Origin of the sequence: Sphingosinicella terrae (assembly GCF_003347635.1) — a bacterium.
Taxonomy (GTDB): Bacteria; Pseudomonadota; Alphaproteobacteria; order Sphingomonadales; family Sphingomonadaceae; genus Allosphingosinicella; species Allosphingosinicella terrae.
The window spans coordinates 13,988-32,524 of record NZ_QDFY01000003.1 but is presented as its reverse complement, the minus strand read 5'-3'; the positions used below and the strand labels follow the sequence as shown (position 1 = coordinate 32,524).

General features: G+C 67.5%; 17 protein-coding genes. 4 read left to right on the top strand and 13 right to left on the bottom strand.

Translation table 11 applies throughout. The features are described from left to right. Position 1 precedes the first annotated feature (1 nt). The 5 genes from DDE10_RS08500 to DDE10_RS23410 all read right to left on the bottom strand — a co-directional run bounded on the left by DDE10_RS08500 (position 2) and on the right by DDE10_RS23410 (position 4,969). Positions 2–1,588 (bottom strand): 2-isopropylmalate synthase, encoded by a 1,587-nt coding sequence (locus DDE10_RS08500; protein ID WP_114952346.1) that lies wholly within the window; start codon positions 1,586–1,588, stop codon positions 2–4. Then, positions 1,585–1,848, bottom strand: coding sequence for an ACT domain-containing protein (locus tag DDE10_RS08495; protein WP_114952345.1), 264 nt, complete (start codon positions 1,846–1,848; stop codon positions 1,585–1,587). The genes DDE10_RS08500 and DDE10_RS08495 overlap by 4 nt, the downstream gene beginning before the upstream one ends. Beyond that, positions 1,845–3,551: an acetolactate synthase 2 catalytic subunit gene (ilvG, locus tag DDE10_RS08490; RefSeq protein WP_114952344.1), complete on the bottom strand. Its 1,707-nt coding sequence runs from the start codon at positions 3,549–3,551 to the stop codon at positions 1,845–1,847. The genes DDE10_RS08495 and ilvG overlap by 4 nt, the downstream gene beginning before the upstream one ends. Positions 3,552–3,696: 145 nt before the next feature. Further along, positions 3,697–4,707, bottom strand: coding sequence for a ketol-acid reductoisomerase (ilvC, locus tag DDE10_RS08485; protein ID WP_114952343.1), 1,011 nt, complete (start codon positions 4,705–4,707; stop codon positions 3,697–3,699). Positions 4,708–4,798: 91 nt separating this feature from the next. Beyond that, complete coding sequence (locus tag DDE10_RS23410) at positions 4,799–4,969, bottom strand: hypothetical protein (protein WP_162806494.1); 171 nt, start codon at positions 4,967–4,969, stop codon at positions 4,799–4,801. Positions 4,970–5,288: 319 nt separating this feature from the next. Here DDE10_RS23410 and ilvD point away from each other — a divergent pair, with 319 nt between their 5' ends. Beyond that, positions 5,289–6,968 carry a dihydroxy-acid dehydratase gene (gene ilvD / locus DDE10_RS08480; protein ID WP_114952342.1) on the top strand — a complete coding sequence of 560 codons (1,680 nt, stop codon included), beginning with the start codon at positions 5,289–5,291 and terminating at the stop codon, positions 6,966–6,968. Positions 6,969–7,317: 349 nt separating this feature from the next. Here the strand turns inward: ilvD and DDE10_RS08475 are convergent, their stop codons facing one another. From DDE10_RS08475 to DDE10_RS08460, 5 genes are all read right to left on the bottom strand, one after another. After that, complete coding sequence (locus DDE10_RS08475; RefSeq protein ID WP_114952341.1) at positions 7,318–8,367, bottom strand: type I restriction endonuclease; 1,050 nt, start codon at positions 8,365–8,367, stop codon at positions 7,318–7,320. 553 nt (positions 8,368–8,920) lie between these two features. Continuing rightward, positions 8,921–9,064: a hypothetical protein gene (locus tag DDE10_RS23405; RefSeq protein ID WP_162806493.1), complete on the bottom strand. Its 144-nt coding sequence runs from the start codon at positions 9,062–9,064 to the stop codon at positions 8,921–8,923. Continuing rightward, positions 9,061–9,618, bottom strand: a complete 558-nt coding sequence (locus tag DDE10_RS08470; RefSeq protein ID WP_284734528.1) for a GNAT family N-acetyltransferase — start codon at positions 9,616–9,618, stop codon at positions 9,061–9,063. The genes DDE10_RS23405 and DDE10_RS08470 overlap by 4 nt, the downstream gene beginning before the upstream one ends. Positions 9,619–9,632: 14 nt before the next feature. Continuing rightward, positions 9,633–10,364 (bottom strand): LytR/AlgR family response regulator transcription factor, encoded by a 732-nt coding sequence (locus DDE10_RS08465; protein ID WP_114952339.1) that lies wholly within the window; start codon positions 10,362–10,364, stop codon positions 9,633–9,635. Beyond that, positions 10,361–11,458: a sensor histidine kinase gene (locus DDE10_RS08460; protein ID WP_114952338.1), complete on the bottom strand. Its 1,098-nt coding sequence runs from the start codon at positions 11,456–11,458 to the stop codon at positions 10,361–10,363. Before DDE10_RS08460 ends, DDE10_RS08465 begins: the two co-directional genes overlap by 4 nt. Before the next feature lie 132 nt (positions 11,459–11,590). On the opposite strand from DDE10_RS08460, the gene DDE10_RS08455 reads away from it, so the two are divergent. Beyond that, positions 11,591–13,513, top strand: a complete 1,923-nt coding sequence (locus tag DDE10_RS08455; RefSeq protein WP_114952337.1) for a TonB-dependent receptor — start codon at positions 11,591–11,593, stop codon at positions 13,511–13,513. A gap of 73 nt (positions 13,514–13,586) precedes the next feature. On the opposite strand, the gene DDE10_RS08450 is transcribed toward DDE10_RS08455, so the two are convergent. Continuing rightward, complete coding sequence (locus DDE10_RS08450) at positions 13,587–14,090, bottom strand: DUF4440 domain-containing protein (RefSeq protein ID WP_114952336.1); 504 nt, start codon at positions 14,088–14,090, stop codon at positions 13,587–13,589. Positions 14,091–14,362: 272 nt separating this feature from the next. Between DDE10_RS08450 and DDE10_RS08445 the strand changes: the two genes are divergently transcribed. Next, entirely contained in the window at positions 14,363–14,785 is a 423-nt protein-coding gene (locus DDE10_RS08445; protein WP_114952335.1) for a VOC family protein, read from the top strand. Positions 14,786–14,795: 10 nt separating this feature from the next. Here DDE10_RS08445 and DDE10_RS08440 read toward each other — a convergent pair whose 3' ends face one another. Next, positions 14,796–16,274 (bottom strand): metal-dependent hydrolase family protein, encoded by a 1,479-nt coding sequence (locus DDE10_RS08440; RefSeq protein WP_114952334.1) that lies wholly within the window; start codon positions 16,272–16,274, stop codon positions 14,796–14,798. Positions 16,275–16,297: 23 nt separating this feature from the next. Further along, positions 16,298–17,407, bottom strand: a complete 1,110-nt coding sequence (locus tag DDE10_RS08435) for an endonuclease/exonuclease/phosphatase family protein (protein ID WP_162806491.1) — start codon at positions 17,405–17,407, stop codon at positions 16,298–16,300. A gap of 311 nt (positions 17,408–17,718) precedes the next feature. Between DDE10_RS08435 and DDE10_RS08430 the strand changes: the two genes are divergently transcribed. After that, complete coding sequence (locus DDE10_RS08430) at positions 17,719–18,531, top strand: hypothetical protein (RefSeq protein WP_162806489.1); 813 nt, start codon at positions 17,719–17,721, stop codon at positions 18,529–18,531. Positions 18,532–18,537 lie beyond the last annotated feature (6 nt).

Sequence of the window (18,537 nt, the reverse complement as noted above, 5' to 3'; positions counted from 1 at the left end):
CTCACGCCGCCTTCGCCGCTTCGGCGCGGGCGGCGCGGACTTGGCGGACGGCGTCGGCATTGCCGGCCGCGTCGATATAGGCGGCGACGCAGCCCGGCAGGACGTCGCGGGCACGGGCGCGGCCGGCGAAGACCTCGCCGTCGATCGAGATGCCCATCTCGACCAGCACGGTCGCGCCCTGGCCGTCGCTGGTCGCCTCGTCCGGATCGGCGGCGACATATTGGATCTCCAGCCCCTCGACCCGGCCCGGCACGCCCATGATCTGGCTGACCGCGGCGATGGCGGCGTCGAGCGCGCCCGGCGCGGTGCCGATGTCGGTCACCCGGCCGCGCTCGCCATGCTCCATCTCGACCCGAGCCACCGGCCATTGCTTGCCGGCCATTGGCGCGCGGATCTCGACCCGCGACAGGCTCCACGGCCGCGCGTTGCGTCCGCTCTCGACGCTCGACAGCAGAGCGAGCAGCCGGGCCGTGTCGACGATGCCGATCTCGTCCGCCAGCTCCTTGAACGCGGCGAACGCCTCGTCGAGCTTCTCCCCTTCCAGGAAATAGCCGAGCTCGCGCGCCCGCGCCGTCAAAGCGTGGCGGCCGCTATGCTTGCCGAGCACGATGCCGTCCGTGTCGAGCCCGATATCCTCGGGCTTCATGATCTCGTAGGTCTGCCGGTTCTGGAGCACGCCATGCTGGTGGATGCCGGCCTCGTGCGCGAACGCGTTTGCGCCAACGATCGACTTGTTGCGCGGCGGCGACACGCTGGTCACCTGGGCGAGCGCCCGGCTCGCCGCCATGATCTTGGTCGTGTCGACGCCGGTGCCGACGCCGAAATGGTCGGCCCGGGTCTTCAGCGCCATGACGACGTCCTCGAGCGCGCAGTTTCCCGCCCGCTCGCCGATGCCGTTGACCGCGCATTCCACCTGCCGCGCCCCGGCCCGCACCGCCGCCAGCGAATTGGCGACCGCCATGCCGAGATCGTCGTGGCAATGGGCCGAGAAGATCACGTCCGGCGTCCGGTCGACATGGTCGGCGAGATGGCGGAACAGCTCGTATATCTCGTCCGGGGTGGTGTAGCCGACCGTGTCGGGCACGTTCAGCGTCGTCGCCCCGGCCGCGGCGGCCGCGCTCAGGCACTCGACGAGATAGTCGCGCTCGGTGCGGATCGCGTCCTCGGCCGAGAATTCGACATCGTCGACCAGCTCGCGCGCATAGGCGACCTGGGCGCGGATCGCCTCGAGCACCTGCTCCCGGCTCATGTGGAGCTTGGCTTCGCGGTGGATCGGGCTGGTCCCGAGGAAGACGTGGATGCGCTTGCGCGCCGCCGGCGCCAGCGCCGAAGCGGCGGCATCGATATCGCCCCTGATCGCCCGCGCCAGCGAGCAGACCACCGGCCCCTCGATCGCCCTGGCGACCGCGCTCACCGCGCGTGAATCGCCGGGCGAGGCGGCGGCGAAGCCGGCCTCGATCACGTCCACCCGCAGCGCCGCCAGCGCGCGGGCGACGCGGAGCTTGCCCTCCTCCATCATCGAGAAGCCGGGCGCCTGCTCGCCGTCGCGCAGGGTGGTGTCGAAGATGCGTACTCGGTCCTCGCTCATGCCGCCCGCTCCCGCGCGACCGCGCTCGCATGGGTGACCCGGGAGACGCCGTGCAGGCGCTGCAGCTGCAGCCCCAGCACCTCGACCCGCCGGCCGGCATCGCGCGCGACCAGCTCGAGCGACAGGCTCGCCTGGCTGCCGCAGGGCTGCTCGCTCATGCCCAGGCCGCTGACCCGGAAGCCGCGCCGCTCGACGAGGCCGAGCATGCGAAGGACCGCCCCTTCCGCCGGGGCGAATTCGACGACGAGCCGTTCGTTCATGGCCTCTTCTCCATCATGTTCATGTTCGAGCTGTTGGGCGGCACCAGCGGCCACACATTCTCGCGCGGATCGATCCGCGCGTGGCAGAGGATCGGTCCCTCGGTGCGCAGCAGGCGCTCGATCGCGCCGGGAACCTCGGACCGATAGTCGATCGTGAACGCCTCGATCCCGAAGGCGCGGGCGACCTCGGCGAAGTCGGGATTGTCGTACAGGTCGACCTCGGAGAAATTGCCCTCGAAGAACAGTTCCTGCCACTGCCGGACCATGCCCAGTGCGCTGTTGTCGAGCAGCAGGATCTTGAGCGGCAGCCGGTAGCGCCGGATCGTCGCCAGCTCGTGGATGTTCATCATGATCGATCCGTCGCCGCTGACGGTGATCACGGTCGCCTCCGGCTCCGCCAGCAGGGCGCCGATTCCGGCCGGGATGCCGTAGCCCATCGTCCCCAGCCCGGCGCTGGTCAGGTGCGCCTGCGGCCGGGTGAAGCGGCAATGCTGCGCCACCCACATCTGGTGCTGGCCGACGTCGCAGGTCATGATCAGCTTGTCGCCGGCCGCTTCCGACAATTGCTTGAGCAGGGCCGGCGCGTAGATGCCGGTGCCGGGGGCATCGTAGCGGAACTGCCAGGCCTCCCGATTGTCGGCGCAGGTCCGCTGCCATTCGCCGATATCGGCCGGCCGCGCGGTCAGCCGGTCGAGCACGGCGTTGAGGTCGCCGGCGATGCCGATATCGGCCGCTCTCAGCTTGCCGATCTCGGCCGGGTCGCCGTCGACATGGATCACCCGCGCCCGCGGCGCGAAGGTGTCGAGCTTGCCGGTGGCGCGGTCGTCGAACCGGGCACCGACGCAGATCAGGAGGTCGGCGCCGTCGATCGCCGTATTGGCGGCGCGGGTGCCGTGCATGCCGAGCATGCCGAGGAAGCCCGGCGCGTCGGTCGGCAGTGCGCCCAGCCCCTTCAGGGTCGCGACTGAGGGGATGCCGCTTCGTGCCGCGAACTCGCGCAGCGCCCGCTCGGCGCGGGCGATGGCGATGCCGCCGCCGAAATAGAGGATCGGCGTCTTCGCCTCGGCGATCCACTGGTTGGCCAAGGCGATCGCCGCCGCGTCCGGTGCCGGCACTCCGGCCACCGCCGGCGGCTCGAAATTGCCGGAGAGGTGGACCTTCTGCTGGCCCATATCCTTGGGCAGGTCGATCAGCACCGGCCCGGGCCGCCCCGACTGCGCCAAGGCGAAGGCCTCGGCGAACACCACCGGAATGTCCTCGGTCCGCCGGATCAGGTAGCTGTGCTTCACGATCGGCAGGGTGATCCCGAAGATGTCGACTTCCTGGAACGCGTCGGTCCCCATCAAAGGCGAGGCGACCTGGCCGGTGATCGCGACCATCGGCACGCTGTCCATGAAGGCGTTGGCGATGCCGGTGACCAGGTTGGTGGCGCCAGGGCCGGACGTGGCGATGCACACGCCCGGCTTGCCGGTCACCCGGCCATAGGCGTCGGCGGCCAGGGCCGCCGCCTGCTCGTGCCGGACCAGGATGTGGGTCAGGCCCGAACCGGGCAGCGCGTCATAGACGGGCATGATCGCGCCGCCCGGATAGCCGAAGACATGGGTCACGCCCTCGCGCTCCAGCGCCTCTACGACCAGGCGCGCGCCGCTGACCGGCTCGGCCTGGGGACGAAGGGGCTGAACGGCGGAGGCGTTCCCACGCATGATCAGGCTCCCCGGCCGTAAGCGGCGGGCCGGAGAGCCCCACTCGTCACCCCTGCGAAAGCAGGGGTCCAAGCGGACTCACCACCCGGCGCGAACGCCGCTTGGGCCCCTGCCTGCGCAGGGGCGACGAAATGGGCGCCCGACATCACGCCGCCTCGCTCTCGGGCTGCGACTGCAGCCACGCCATCTGGTTGCGCAGGCGCGCGCCGACCTTCTCGATCGGCTGGTCGAGGTCGGCCTCGAGCATCGCCTTGTAATTGGGCTTGCCCGCCGCATTCTCCTCGATCCACTCGCGGGCGAACTTGCCGGTGCGGATGTCGCGCAGGATCTCGCGCATCCGCTCGCGCGTGTCGCTGTTGATCACCCTGGGGCCGGAGACGAGGTCGCCATATTTGGCGGTCTCGGACACGAACTGGTGCATCTTGGCGAGACCGCCCTCGTAGAGCAGGTCGACGATCAGCTTGAGCTCGTGCAGGCACTCGAAATAGGCGATTTCCGGCTTGTATCCGGCCTCGACCAGGGTCGTGAAACCGGAGACGACCAGCTCGCTGGCGCCGCCGCACAGCACCGCCTGCTCGCCGAACAGGTCGGTCTCGGTCTCCTCGGCGAAGCTGGTCTCGATCGCGCCGCCCTTGGTGCCGCCGATCCCCTGGCAATAAGCCAGCGCCTTGGCGCGGGCGCCGCCGCTCGCATCCTGCTGGACCGCGAACAGCGACGGCACGCCGCGGCCGATCTCATATTCGCGGCGGACGAGGTCGCCCGGCCCCTTGGGCGCGACCAGCACGACGTCGATGTCGGCGCGCGGATCGACCTCGCCGTAATGGACCGAGAAGCCGTGGGCGACGAGCAGGGCCGCTTCAGGCGCCAGGTTGGGCGCGATCGCCTCGGCATAGACCGAACGATGGGTCATGTCCGGGGTGAGCATCGCCACCAAGGCGGCGCCCTTCGCCGCCTCGGCGGGGCTCGTCACCTTGAAGCCGTCGGCCTTCGCCTTCTTCTCGGCCGGGCCGCCGGCGCGAGCGCCGACGACGACGTCGAAGCCGCTGTCACGCAAGTTGCGGGCATGGGCGCGCCCCTGGCTGCCATAGCCGATGACGGCGATGGTTCCGGCGAGCGCCGCCGGGTCGGCATCCTGGTCTGTGTAGATTCGTTCCACTTGAGGTTCTCCTTCGCGAAGTCACAAAGAAAAACCCCCCGCTCCGGTGGGAGCGGGGGGTTCTGTTTAAGGGTCTTTTCTATCTAGACCTTCAGCCAGAGCCGGGCACCGCTCCCGATGGGGCGCTAATAAGTACGAGGGTAATAAGGAGGGCGTCGGCGGCGCGGAGCGTCACCGTCTGGATGTCGGCGCTGATATTCGCGTTCAGCAGCACGTCCAATTCCCAAGCCAGCGGCACGAGGCCGCGATCGATCCAAAGCATAGACAGGGCGGCGCCGGGAGCGCAACCCCCTCATTTGCCGCACTGCAAAAAACCTTGCCCTTTGTGGGACAAGAACCTTAACAAAATGGTGAAGCCGAAGGGCAATGGGAAAGAGTCCATGATTTGCAAGTACTTGCGAGTAATCGCCCTCTAATCTCCCCTCCCTGCACGCAGGGAGGGGCCGGGGGTGGGTAGGCCCGAAGCCCAGCGCCGGCGCCGACGACCCGACCCTCGAACGACGAGACCGAGGCGAACGCACCCACCCCTAGCCCCTCCCTGCGTGCAGGGAGGGGAACCAGAAGACGAGGTCCCCCAAGTCATGACCAAATCCCCCACCCTCCCCTCCCACGATCTCGTCGAGGGCCCCGCCCGCGCCCCGGCCCGCGCCATGCTCCGCGCCGCCGGCTATGACGAGGAGGCCATGGCGAAGCCGATGATCGCCATCGTCAACACCTGGTCGACCGTCACCCCGTGCAACATGCACCTGCGCGGCCTCGCCGAGCATGCCCGGCGCGGCATCGAGCAGGCCGGCGGCACTGCGGTCGACTTCAACACCATCGTCGTCACCGACGGCATCTCGATGGGCACGCCCGGCATGCGCGCCTCGCTGATGAGCCGCGAGGTGATCGCCGATTCCGCCGAATTGGCGGTGCGCGGCCACATGCTCGATGCGGTCCTCTTCCTGGTCGGCTGCGACAAGACCATCCCCGCCGCGGCGATGGCGGCGGCGCGGCTCGATCTGCCGAGCGTCGTCCTCTACGGCGGCTCGATCATGCCCGGCCGGCTGGGCGACAAGGCCCTCACCATCCAGGACGTGTTCGAGGCGGTCGGCGCCCACAGCGCCGGCACGATCGGCGACGGCGAGCTGCTCGAGGTCGAGAAGGCCGCCTGCCCCGGCGCCGGCGCCTGCGGCGGCCAGTTCACCGCCAACACGATGGCGCTCGCCATGACTTTCCTCGGCCTCTCCCCGGTCGGCCTCAACGACATCCCCGCCACCCATCCGGGCAAGCCCAAGGCCGCCGAGGAAGCGGGCCGGATCCTGGTCGACGCCGTCCGCGCCGGCCGCAACGCCCGCAGCCTGATCACCCCGGCGAGCCTCAGGAACGCCGTCGTCGCCGGCACCGCCACCGCCGGCTCGACCAACCTCGTCCTCCATCTCCTCGCCATCGCCCGCGAGGCCGGGATCGCCGAGCACGACTTCAACATCGACCTGTTCGACGAGATCTCGCGCGCCACCCCGGTCATCGCCGACCTGAAGCCCGGCGGCCGCTTCATGGCCCCCGACATGGCCGCCGCCGGCGGCTCCGCCTTGCTCGGCCGGCGGCTGATGGAGGCCGGACTCATCACCGACGCGCCGACCGTCACCGGCGGCTCGCTCTTCGCCGCCTTCGAAGGCGCCGAGGAGACTCCCGGCCAGGAGGTGATCGTCACCCCCGAGCAGCCGATCAAGGCGCGCGGCGGCTACGGCATACTCTACGGCAACATCGCCCCCGAAGGCTGCGTCGTGAAACTGGCCGGGCACGGCAAGCTGCGCTTCGACGGCCCCGCCAAGGTCTATGACGGCGAGGAGGCCTGCTTCGACGCCCTCACCCACGGCCAGATCGAGCCCGGCGACATCGTCGTCATCCGCGGCGAGGGCCCGGTCGGCGGCCCCGGCATGCGCGAGATGCTCGCCATCACCGCCGCCATCCAGGGCCGCGGCCTCGGCAACGACGTCGCCTTGGTCACCGACGGCCGCTTCTCCGGCGCCACCTACGGCTTCATGGTCGGCCACGTCAGCCCCGAGGCCGCCCGCGGCGGCCCGATCGGCCGCCTGAGGACCGGCGACCGCATCGTCATCGACGTCGACGCGCGGGTGATCGAGACCGACGCCGACTTGAACGCGCGGGAACCGGTGGCGCTGCCGCGGCGGCCGGACGTGATCGGCGCCTATGCCAAATATGCGCGGCTGGTGGGGAGTGCCTCGCATGGCGCGGTGACGAGCGGGGCTGGGGAGTGAACGAGACCGTAACCAAGTGAGGGAGGCGCTGGGGATCTGCTCTTAATCCGCCTGCGTGGTTCCCGCCATTGCAGGCGCCCGGTTGTCGTCGCAAGGATGTGAGGGTGTGGCGAGTCACCTTTGTAGCCGTCGTCGTGGCTGTTTTGGCGTTCTGCGCCGGCTGGTGGCTGCGAGAGCAACGGGCGATCGAATCGTGTCAGAGCGTGAATGGCGATTGGTCCGAACATGGTCCGGCGGGGGGCTATTGTTACGGAAGCCCCTATGGCGAAGCCCAGCCCTGACCGTCATTTAGTCCTGGCTGGCGCTCCAGTGAATATCGCTGACAGTACACAGTTAGGGCTGCACATGCTCAGCCATCCAACTCCTTGATCCTCGCTTCAATCCTGTCGGACAGCTTATAGATATCCGTCAGATCTTGGATCTGGTGACGCTCCTCACCCTTTCCTGAGAACGTTCCCACATACTTGACTGCAATGCCGTTGAAATGCAGCCGAGCGAGTGACTTCCGATTGTTGTCGTCGAGCAGAATAGCGCAATAGGATTTCGCATCCCGCATCACTACCCGCTTGGGGTCCACGTGCTTCGCGGCAATCGCTTGGACTATGTGGTAACCGGAGATCTCCTCCTGCGTGGTGATGATCACGTCATCAGTCGCAGGTTCGGCTTCATCCTCTTCCGGCAGCGTGGTTGCATTGAGAGCATTGGTGAGACGGTCGTTGACCACATCCCGCACGATCGAGTTGAAGGCGTTCGCGATCAGGCGCTGGAAATTCTCTTTCACGGTAGAGGTCACTCGGCCCCCGTGGATCCGGCCGGCAATGAGGCGGGTGAACTCCTCCGACGGCTCAGCCACCTCCTTTTCGACTTCCTTTCGGATGAGAGATTCCAGCTTCAGGTTACCAGCCGCCTCGACAATCGCGTCGATATTGAAATTGGCCTTGCTAAACTTCTCAAGGATCCGGAGATCCTGACGCTTGATGGCATCCATCGTGAAGGTGAAGAAGGGCTCGCTGTCCATCTTGTTGGGTTGGTCGATGTCCGAGTAGAATCTGTACACAGCTCCGTTCGTGAGGATCGCAAGGCGCGCATCGGTGACCATGAAATAGCGGAAGAGCTGCGAGGCATGATTGATGCTCAGTTCCGCAGTCGAAGGCTTGCACTCCACGAGGATCTTGACCTTTCCTTCCTCGCATATGGCGTAATCGACCTTCTCGCCCTTCTTCGTGCCGACGTCGCAGGTGAATTCTGGCACGACCTCCGCAGGGTTGAAAACGTCATATCCCAGCGCCTGCAAGAATGGCATAACGAGTGCCGTCTTGGCCGCTTCCTCGGTAAGCAGGATTTCCCGATGCTTCTCTGTTCGTGCCGCCAGCTCGGTAAGTCGTGTCGCCAGATCCATGATTGCACCCTCCCCAGTGCCAATCTTACCCGAATACGCCGAGAGTGCTATACCTTCTAGAAAGGGCGGGAAGGCTGTCGTGATAGTACGAATTCTCGCTCTGCTTATTCTTTGGCAGGCTGATCGACATTCTCCTGGTGATCCTGTGCCTCCGTCCTCGGATGAGCCTGTCGCGCCCTGTCCTGCTGGCCGCCTCGAATGTTCTCCTTGGGAACGAACATGGGCGAATGGTTCTCTGGTTGCGAGCCGGCCGGAAGACCAGTTGGGCGAGGGGCCACACATACTTATTGTTTCCGACGGGGGCTTCATCACGAGAGTCGACTACCGTAGTGGCTCCGAGTGTCAGAGTGCCCGGGACTGGGCTCGGCGCCAAGTTGCGCCTCCAGCGAACACTCAAGCGCTGATCCACGATCCTGCACGCATGTCGATAGTCTGCGTGCCTCGATAACCGCCTCACGCGAATTCCGGTGAGTTCCAGGACATAATACTTAATTGGCGCGCCCAAGCCGTGTCGAACTCCCCTCTACTCCTCCACCTCGGCATGGTCGTAGCTCTAGCTGGTGAGCAGCCGGGGGCCGGCCGCCGTCCACTGCCACAGATGCATGTAGCGGGCGCCGCCGACCAGCTGCCAGTGGGGGCTCTCCCCGTCGTCGCCGACAAGAGCGATGGCAGCAGGAAGAGACGTGCGGCCACTCATCGAGCTCCGGTCAATTTCATCGCGCAGCGCCGTTCTGCAGGAAGGCCGGTCCCCGCCTCGTCCTCGAGAATTCTCGCAAGCTTCGGTGTCAGGTCGCTATTCTCGACGATTCTAAAACCCAGGCGGCGATAAAGAGGCTCGTTCCAGGGAACGTCGCGAAACGTAGTGAGCGTCAATCCGGCCAACTCGTTCGCCGCGGCGAACTGGCCGGCGAGGTCGATCAGCGCGCGGCCAATTCCCTGGCCCTGAGCGTCGAGCCGCACGGCCACTTCGAGGATGTGAAAACAGCCTTCGAAGACTTCCCCGTTCAGAAAGCCGATCGGCGAGCCTCCTTCGTCGGTCGCTACCCAGGCGGTGCGGTTCTCGATGAGCGCCCTGTGACGCTCTTCGCTCTGCACCGCATCGTCGGCGATCCAGGCCAGATCAGGCAGGCTCAGAAAGGCTTTGGCGGCGGAGCGCTCGATGCCCGGCAGATGAGGCACGTCGCCTGTCGTGGCAGCCCTTAGGCCGAACTTCATCGGCAAACCTCTCGACGAAGTGGCTTCGCGCGGCATCTTCTGCGCCCTTTCTACCGAGATTCCTGCCTCAAACGCATCTCCAGCGCTTGCCGGCAGCCCCGGCTCAATCGCAGCCGGATGCCGCTCAGCAGGACGACCGCATAGTCGCCGGAGCTTTGCAGCTCCAGCCCGGCGACGCGTCGGAGGTTGACGATCGTCGAGCGGTGAATGCGGACGAAGGCGTCGCCAAGATCGCGCTCGAGCTCCGCCATGGTCCGGCGGATCAGGTGCGTGTTCGGCCCGACGTGAAGGCAGGCATAGTAGCTTGCGGCCTCCACCCAATCCACGTCGGACATATCGATGAAGAGCAATTGACGAGGCGTCTTCACGGCCAGGCGTCGGGGCGCGTGGCGGTGCGTCGCATGGAGAGCGATCCGTTCCTTGGCGCGGGCCAGCGCCCGCGCGAAGCGCGCGTCGTCGAACGGCTTCAGCAGATAGTCGAGCGCCCCCGCCTCGAAGGCGCGCAGCGCATATTCATCATGGGCGGTGACGAATATCGTCGTTTGCGGGCAATCGCTGCCGAGCAGCTCGAGCACGTCGAAACCGTCGCATTCGGGCATCTGCACGTCGAGGAACAGCAGGTCAGGCTTGCGCTGCCGGATCGCCGCGACGGCCTCCGCGCCGGAGGCACATTCCCCGATCACGCCGATCTCGGGATCGCCCTTCAGCAGGACGACGAGATTGCGCCGGGCGAGTGGCTCGTCGTCGACGACGAGCGCGCGGATGGGCGGGGGCAGCGTCATGGGGCCACCACCAGCGGCAATGTCACGACCACCTCGACGCCGCCGTCCAGGTTCCTGACGGCGAGATCGGCCGCGTCGCCGTGCATGATCCCCAGCCGCGTGCGCAGATTGGCGAGGCCGACGCCCGCGCCGTCGGTCTCCCAATCGGCGGCCAGGGCCGGGCGGTCATTATAGACGCTGAGGGATAGCACCGCGCCGTTCTGAACCGCGGCGACGCGGATCTCGCCGCCGGCGACGCGCTCGGCAAGGCCGTGCTTGATGGCATTCTCGACGAGCGGCTGGAGCAGCAGGCTCGGCACCTGCGCGTTCGTCAGCGCCTCCGCTACGTCCACGCGGTAGGTGAGGCGCTCGCCGAAGCGGACCTTCTGGATGTCGACGTAGCGCTGAACATATTCGAGCTCCTCGGCGAGGAACACCACCGGCTTGTGATCTTGGGAGGCGCGGCGGAGGATTTCGCTGAGCCCCACGATCATGTCGACCGCCGCCGCCTTGCGATCGTCGCGGATCAGTCCGACGATCGAGTTGAGCGTGTTGAACAGGAAGTGCGGCTCCATCTGACGGAGCAGCGCGGCGAGCTGGGCCTTGGAGAGCTCCTCGCCCAGCCGAGCGGTCTCGGCCACCTTGCGCGCTACCTTGTCCCGCGAGTCCACGAGATAGGTGATGGCGAGGATCAGCATGTAGGCGAACAGGCAGATCAGCCCGTGGAAGATCAGCGTCGCGCCGAGCGTGTCCAAGAAGGTCGGCGCCTGACGATGCGCCCAGGGATTGAACAGCATGTGGAGGGCCGCGGACCACCCCTCCGCGATCATCGTGATTCCAAAGAGCGCCGTGAGGTGCGCAGCGATGCCCCGCGCCGTCGGCGAGGGGACAAGTGGATGGCGCCGCGCCAGCTCGATGACGAAGGGCGTGGCCAGCGCCCAGGGCAGCCAGCCCGTCAGCTCGATCGCGAACAGCAGCGCCTCGCCGCCGCGGCGCCCCATCGCGTGCTGCATGAAGAGCGACTGGGTCGCCTCGAACAAGGCGGCGGCGAACCAGAAGAGGGCGATCCATCGCCAGCTGATCATCGGCACGCGCGGGGCGGCGGAGTGGCTCATGCCCGCGATCCTAGCTCAATGCGCGCCAAACGCCGCATCGATGCAGCGAACCGCCGGCTGGCTGCAGCGAACCGCCTTCGTCGCTCCGGCCGCCGCCCCTAGGCTTGGCACTCGACGGCTAGAGGAAACCGGATGAACGGCATCGCGCCCTTGACCCGCTTTGGCGGGGTCGTCCTGACTTGTGCCGCCGCCGTGCCGGCGGCCGCGCAGGACAATGCCGTCCGCAACGCCGCCGACGCGTTCGGGGAGCGCGCCGGGATCGAGCAATCGGGTCTTTATACCGAGAACCAGGTGCGCGGCTTCGACCTCAACGACAGCGGTGCCTATCGCATCGACGACGCCTATTTCAGCCGCGCCCAGGGGCTGGACGACACGATCCTGGCGGGGGTGAGCGTCCGCGTAGGCGTCAACGCCGCGCGCCTTCCCTATCCCGCGCCTTCGGGCGTCGTGAACTACCGCCTGCGGGAGGCCGGGCCGACGAACGAGCTGCGACTGAGCGCGGGGCTGCGCGACTTCGGCACCCGCGTGGTGCAGGGCGATTTCTCGCTGCGGGCGGGAGCTTTCGATCTCGCCGGCGGTCTCGTCTGGCGTCCGGTGTGGCGGCTGGCGCAAGGCTATCGCGGCGCGGCCCGCAACGGCGGTGCAGTGATCGGCTGGAACGTCGCGCCCGGCCACCGTCTGCGCGCGTTCGGATCGATCAACGACCGCGAATATGATGGCGACTATGCGGTGATCCCGATCGGCGGGGCGATCCCGCCGAACCTGAGGCCGCTGCACCAATATTCGCCGGACTGGGCGCGCACCGTCGGCACGACCACCAACCTCGGCCTCCTCTACCGCGGCGAACTCCACGGCTTCACCGTCGACGCCTCAGCCTTCCGCTCGATCTTCTCGCTCGCCAATGCGGACAACACCTTGATCTCGGCGGACGCACAAGGAAACGCCACCGCCGTCACGCTGCGCACCCCGGCGCGCGATTACCGGATCGCGAATACCGGCGAAATCCGGCTGGGACGGGGATTCGCGACGGGCGCGCTCGACCACCAGCTCTCGCTTTCGCTGCGCGGCCGGCGCACCGTTACGGAGCTCGCCACCAGCCTTGCCATTCCGCTCGGCAGCTTCGATCTCGCCACCGGCGACCCGTCCGACGTGCCCGAACGTCCCTGGTCCGGCACGCGCGGCGAAGACGTCGTCCGCCAGCATACCGCGTCAGCGGGCTACGGCCTCGCCTGGCGCGATCGCATCCAGCTGCGCCTGGCCGCGCACCGGACACGCTACGACAAGACGGTGCGCGCGACGTCCGGCCTGACCAGCGAGCGCGTCAGCAAGACGACCAACTTCAATGTCTCGCTCGTCGGCAACGTCACTGGCCGCACCGCCTTGTTCGCCAGCTGGGTGACGGGGCTGGAGGAAAGCGGCTCGGCGCCGGCCTCCGCGACCAACCGCGAGGAAGTGCTGCCGCCGGTCGAGGCCGAGCAGTTCGAGCTCGGCATCCGACACGCGATCGCGCCGGGGCTGACCGCGATCGGCGCGGTTTTCCAGGTTGGGAAGCCGACCCAGGGCTTTCGCAGCGACGGCTCGTTCGGGCTGGTCGGCGAGGTCCGCCACCGCGGTGTCGAGACCTCGATCGCAGGACAGCTGGACGCGGCGACGCGGATCGTCGCGGGCTTCGTGGCCTTTCGCGCGGAGGTGAGCGGGCCGCTCGTCGATGCCGGCATCGTCGGTCCGCGCGCGGCGGGCATCTCGCAGCTTGTGATCAACGCCAATGTCGAGCGGCGGCTGTGGGAGGGCTGGTCGGCCGATGCCGGGCTCAGCCATCTCGGCGCGCGCTGGGCCGATACCGCGAACAGCTTCCGCGCGCCCGCTGTGACGACGCTGAGCCTCGGCGCGCGCGGGCGCTTCACGCTCGCCGGCCGCCCGGCGGAGCTGCGCATGCTCGCCTCTAATCTGCTCGGCGAGGCGGGCTATTTCGCCGCGTCCTCGGGTCTGTTGTCCCCGGTCGCGCCGCGCACCGTACGCGCGATCCTCACTGTCGCATTTCGCGCAAGCGACTAGGGTCCAGCGCGCCGATTCCGGAGAACTTATTTCGGGGACACAATACTCAATTCGGCCGGACCCCGGACGCCCCCTACTCCTCCACCCCGGCATGGTCGTAGCTGTAGCTGGTGAGCAGCCGGGGGCCGGCTGCCGTCCACTGCCACAAATGCATGTAGCGGGCGCCGCCGACCAGCTGCCATTGGGGGCTCTCCCCTTCGCCGCCGGAATCCCATTCGTAGAAGACGTGGCTCGCTTCCTCGAGCGCGCCCCAGTCGCCCATCGGCCGGATCGTGCGGCTGCCCGGCACCAGCGCGCGCCGGTTGCGATAGCCCGCATTGGCGCCGCCCGGCGCCCGCGCCGCGCATTGCTCGGCGACCCGGGCGACGAACGCGTCCCGGCTGCCCGTCACCTTGCCGCCGCGGTCGTGATACATGGCGAATTCCGGCGCCAGCACCTCCGCCAGTACCGCCGGCGCGCAGTCTTCGAAGGCGGCGCGGAAGAGCCTCGCATCCGCCGCCGCGATGGCGCGTTCGAGTTCCGGCATCGGCGGGAGGGAGGCGGCCTGGGCGGCGGCAAGAAGAAGTGCGATCGTCATGCCGCCGATGTGTCATATGTCACTAATACAGTCAATCAGGACCAGAAAGAACTCGCTCGTCAGGAACTCGACGCGCCCGACGATCGCCTTAGACAGATGCTCTCGGCCCTCCCTGCCGCTCACCGCGGCCGGTGATCGGTCCCTTCGCCGGCGGTTCCCAGCTGAGAAGCGGGTCGCTGGCGCCTCCGATCGGGCGAGGGGCATCCGACTCTTGATCAGCGGTCCTGCGATCAATACCCGGATCGAGAAAATGCATCCGTTGGGAGTCTCGCATGAACACGGTCCGCAATTGGCTCCTCGATCATACCGGTATCGGCGTTTCGGACATCAAGCGATCGGCAGCGTTCTACGAGGCCGCGCTGAAGCCGTTGGGCGCTGCGATCATCATGCGTATTTCACCCCATTTCGAACCTGTCGACGACGGAGACGCGGACTTGGGTGGCGTTGCGTTTGGCATCGATTATCCGGTTTTCTGGATAGACATCTTCCATCCGCACAGCGTCGCCCAACACACCGCGTTTCGGGCTACGAGCCGCGACCAAGTCGCGGCTTTTCATCAAGCAGGCCTGGCTGCTGGCGGAACCGATAACGGTGCTCCCGGACTGAGATCGGGTGGATATCCCCCCGGCTATTATGCTGCTTTCCTCCTCGATCCCGACGGCAACAACGTCGAAGTTGTATTTCGCGAGGAATAGCCGGGCCGCATCAACGCTGCAGTATATTCTTGTAGATCCTTCCGTCCTTCATGATGATCAGGAAGTTGCGCTCGGGGTCGGCCACGAGGGCGATGTTCTCGAGCGGGTTGCCGTCGACCAGCAGCAGGTCGGCATAGGCGCCTTCCTCGACCACCCCGAGCCGGCCCGGATAGGGATTGCGCCGGCCCGACAGCCGCAGCAGCTCGCCGTTGGTCCCCGTCGCCATGACGAGTGCTTCGGCCGGCGTGTACCAGCGCGTCAGCGAGGCGAGGATCGCCCCCTGCTGCTGCGCCAGCGCCTGCGAGAACAGCACGTCGGTGCCCCAGGCGGTCCTGATGTTGAAGCGCCTCGCCAGCTGGTAGGTGCGCTCGATCCCCGGCCAGACCTCATCCGCGCCTTCGCGCTGGACCGAGCCCACCGGGAACCCCTCGCGCAGCGCCTCGGGGAGCGGCTGCAGGCTCAGCCAGACGCCTCTCTGGGCCATCAGGCGCGCCGTGTCCTCGCTCATCAGGAAGCCGTGCTCGATGACCTTGGCGCCGGCGTCGATCGATCGGCGGATCGCCGCGTCGGTGAACGCATGCGCGGTGACGTAGGTCCCCCAATTCTCGGCCGCCTCGGTCGCGGCGCGCAGCTCGGCCTCGGTGAAGGTCGAGACGTCGACCGGGCTGAACGGCGACGACACGCCGCCGCCTGCGGTAAGCTTGATCTGCGACGCACCTTGCATCAGCTGCTCGCGCACGCGCATGCGCATCTCGTCGGGGCTGTCCGCGATCGCCGCGCCACCGATTTCCTCGATGCGCGTCAGCCGGCCGGGCACGCGGGGGAGATCGGAGATCTGGCGAAAGTCGCCGTGCCCGCTGGTCACCGTGATCATCGCGCCCGAGGGATAGATGCGCGGCCCGGCGACCAGTCCCGCGTCGATCGCCCGCTTGAGCGCGAACACCGGCCCGCCGACGTCGCGCACGGTGGTGAACCCGCGCATCAACGTGTCGGTCGCTTCGTCGGCGGCCACCAGATTGCTGTAGCCGACGTGATCGCTCATCATCTGCGCGGGGGTGCCGCGGATCAGCATCGCGTGCCAGTGATTGTCGATCAGCCCGGGCATCAGCGTCCGTCCGCCGCCGTCGATCACATTCATCCCCGGCTCGACCTCGACCGGGCCGGCCGCGATGCGCTCGATCAGATTGCCCCGGACGATCACGCTCGACGGCGCCGAGAGGCTGGGCCGCGTGCCGTCGAAGATGCGGACATTCTGGAAGAGCGTCCTTTCGGATGCCGGCGCCGGAGCATCCTGTGCGAGGCCGGATCCCCCAATGGCCAGCGAAATCAAGGCGAGCGTCAGCAGCGCCAAGGTGCCGCCGATCTTCACGAGCCGGTTCGCTCCGATAAGGTCCCGCCAGACGAGGCGTCGGTCCCGAGGCGCGATTCCGTCGCGGGTCGCATCCGGGCGGACGATGCTTGCGGACGAGGATGCCTTGAGGTGGGACATGCCGCTCTCCTTGGGTTGGCCCGTCAATGCGCTCCCGGGCGTAGGGGACAGGTGGCTGGCGTGACGCCCGCGGCGGGCCAACTGAGCTCGTAGACCACCCGGAGCCCATTGTGGTCGGACAGAACGGGTCCGCTCGGGCCGCCGTCGAACATCCCTTCGACGCGGATCGGGCGCACGCGCACTACATTGCCCGACTGGAACAGGTGCAGGTTCTGCACGCGCAGCCATTGGTCCTCATGTTCCCAATCCTGGCGGACGTCGCAGGTGCCGCGATTCTCGCTGCAATAGCGGTGTACGTTGCCGAACGGCGCGGCTTCGCCGGCTGCCGGGTAGATTTCCGGCGTCACCCGGTTGAACGAGCTGTGGCGGACGTCGGAATTGCGCATGTTGAAGTCGCCGCCGATGAGCACCGGATCGGTCAGCGGACTGCTGGTGCGGATGAAGGCCGCCAGCTCGTTCATCTGGCGCCGGTGTGCTTCGGCGTGGCGGTCCTCGGGCACGCGCGAGGCGCGCTGCGATTGCATGTGCGTGGTGAACACGTCGACGAGGCCGGGCACGCCGGGGATGGCGATCTCGGCGAACAGCACGCCCTTGTTCGACAGGCAGTCGAACCCGGCGCAGCTCCCCCGGGCGTAGGGAATGAAGGCGGAGGCCATGATCGGGAAGTCGGTGGCGATGGCGAGGCCGCCGGACGTGAAATTGGGGCGGATCTCGCCGCGGAAGAGATTGCGCCGGCCGGGGAGGCGGCCCTCGCTATTGGGCGCCTGCTGAGCCCGTCTCCCGGGACCGGTGACCACGCTCCGGTAGCCGGTGTCGGTCACCGCTTTCGCCGCATCCTTGCTGAAGACTTCCTGGAACAGGACGATGTCGGGGCCTTCCTCCGTGGCGCGGAATTCTGCGAGGCGGCGGCCGATCTCCCTGAGCTTGGGTCCACGATTCATCCGCGCAGGGAAGGGCAGCCCCTCGATATTGTAGGTCAGCACATCGATCTCGGTGAACGCGGTGGCTCCGTCGGCCGAGTATCGTATCGTGGGCCGGCTCGCGTCGAGGCAGGCGACGTTGCTCTCTCGTGGGAGCGCCGTGCAGCCGGCCGCGAGGGCGAGTACGGTTGCGAGGAACAGAAGTCTCGCCATCCATCGACGATACGCCTGCCCCCTGGCGCTGACATCGGGACAAACCCCGAGGCCGGCAAACTGACCTCCCGCCCTCCCCCTCATCGGTGCTAATGCTCTCTTTAGGCGTGGGATGGTCGGTGCCGCTCAATGATCCACCTTGACCTATGGCTCGTGTCACGGGCGCCCACCGGGCACAGTTCGATAGCACGGCGAGGGCAACCCGGACCTTGCGCGACGCTGACCTGCACCTGCGCCTAGGTTGCCCACGCTTGCGCCGCCTCTATCCTCGCACGGGACACTTATCGTCGCTCGGAACGCAGGTGGAGCGCGTGACCAGTTTCTTGCAGGGATCAGGCCGGCCCGATCAGCCACCATCGGCGCCCGCCCCGCAGCAAGTCACGGCGCAAGCCGTCTCCGCCCTCCCCCGGCTCCTCGTGTCCGCCGAGAGGCAGATCCTCGCGCGGCGCAGCGACCCCCTGAGCGTCTCGACCAGCTATGTGATCATGCGCAACGGGATCGGCGCCCTCGGCCTCGCGCTTCCGATCGTCCTGATCGTCGGCGGCGGGCTCGATCACGTCCAGCCCTCGCTCAGCGCTTATTATCATTTCTCCGAGGCGCGTCCGGGCGACTATGGCGCGGGAACGCTGCGCGATGCCTTCGTCGGGATGCTGTGCGCGATCGGCGCCTTCCTCTTCTTCTACCGCGGCCACTCCCTCCAGGAGGATTTCGCCCTCAATGTCGCCGGCATCGCCGCCATCCTCGTCGCCTTGTTCCCGATGGATTGGCCGGCCGGCGCGCTTCCGGCGATGACGCGCACGACGAAGCTCCATTCCCTCTCCGCGACCGCCTTCTTCGTCATGGTCGCCTATGTCTGCGTCTTCCGCGGGCGCGACACCTTGTGCATCATGGGCAATGCCGGGCGCCGCCGGCGCTTCGAGCGGCTCTATCTCGTCATCGGCATCGCGATGCTGGCGACGCCGGCGTCGATCGCCGCGCTCCAGCTGTGGCCGGCGACCCGAAGCGGCCACAGCATAATCCTGGTCGAGGTCGCCGGGGTCTTCGTCTTCGCCGCCTATTGGCTGATCAAGGGCTTCGAGATCAGATCCTCCCTGCACGCGGCGTGCCGGATCGATCTCGGCTGACGTGAG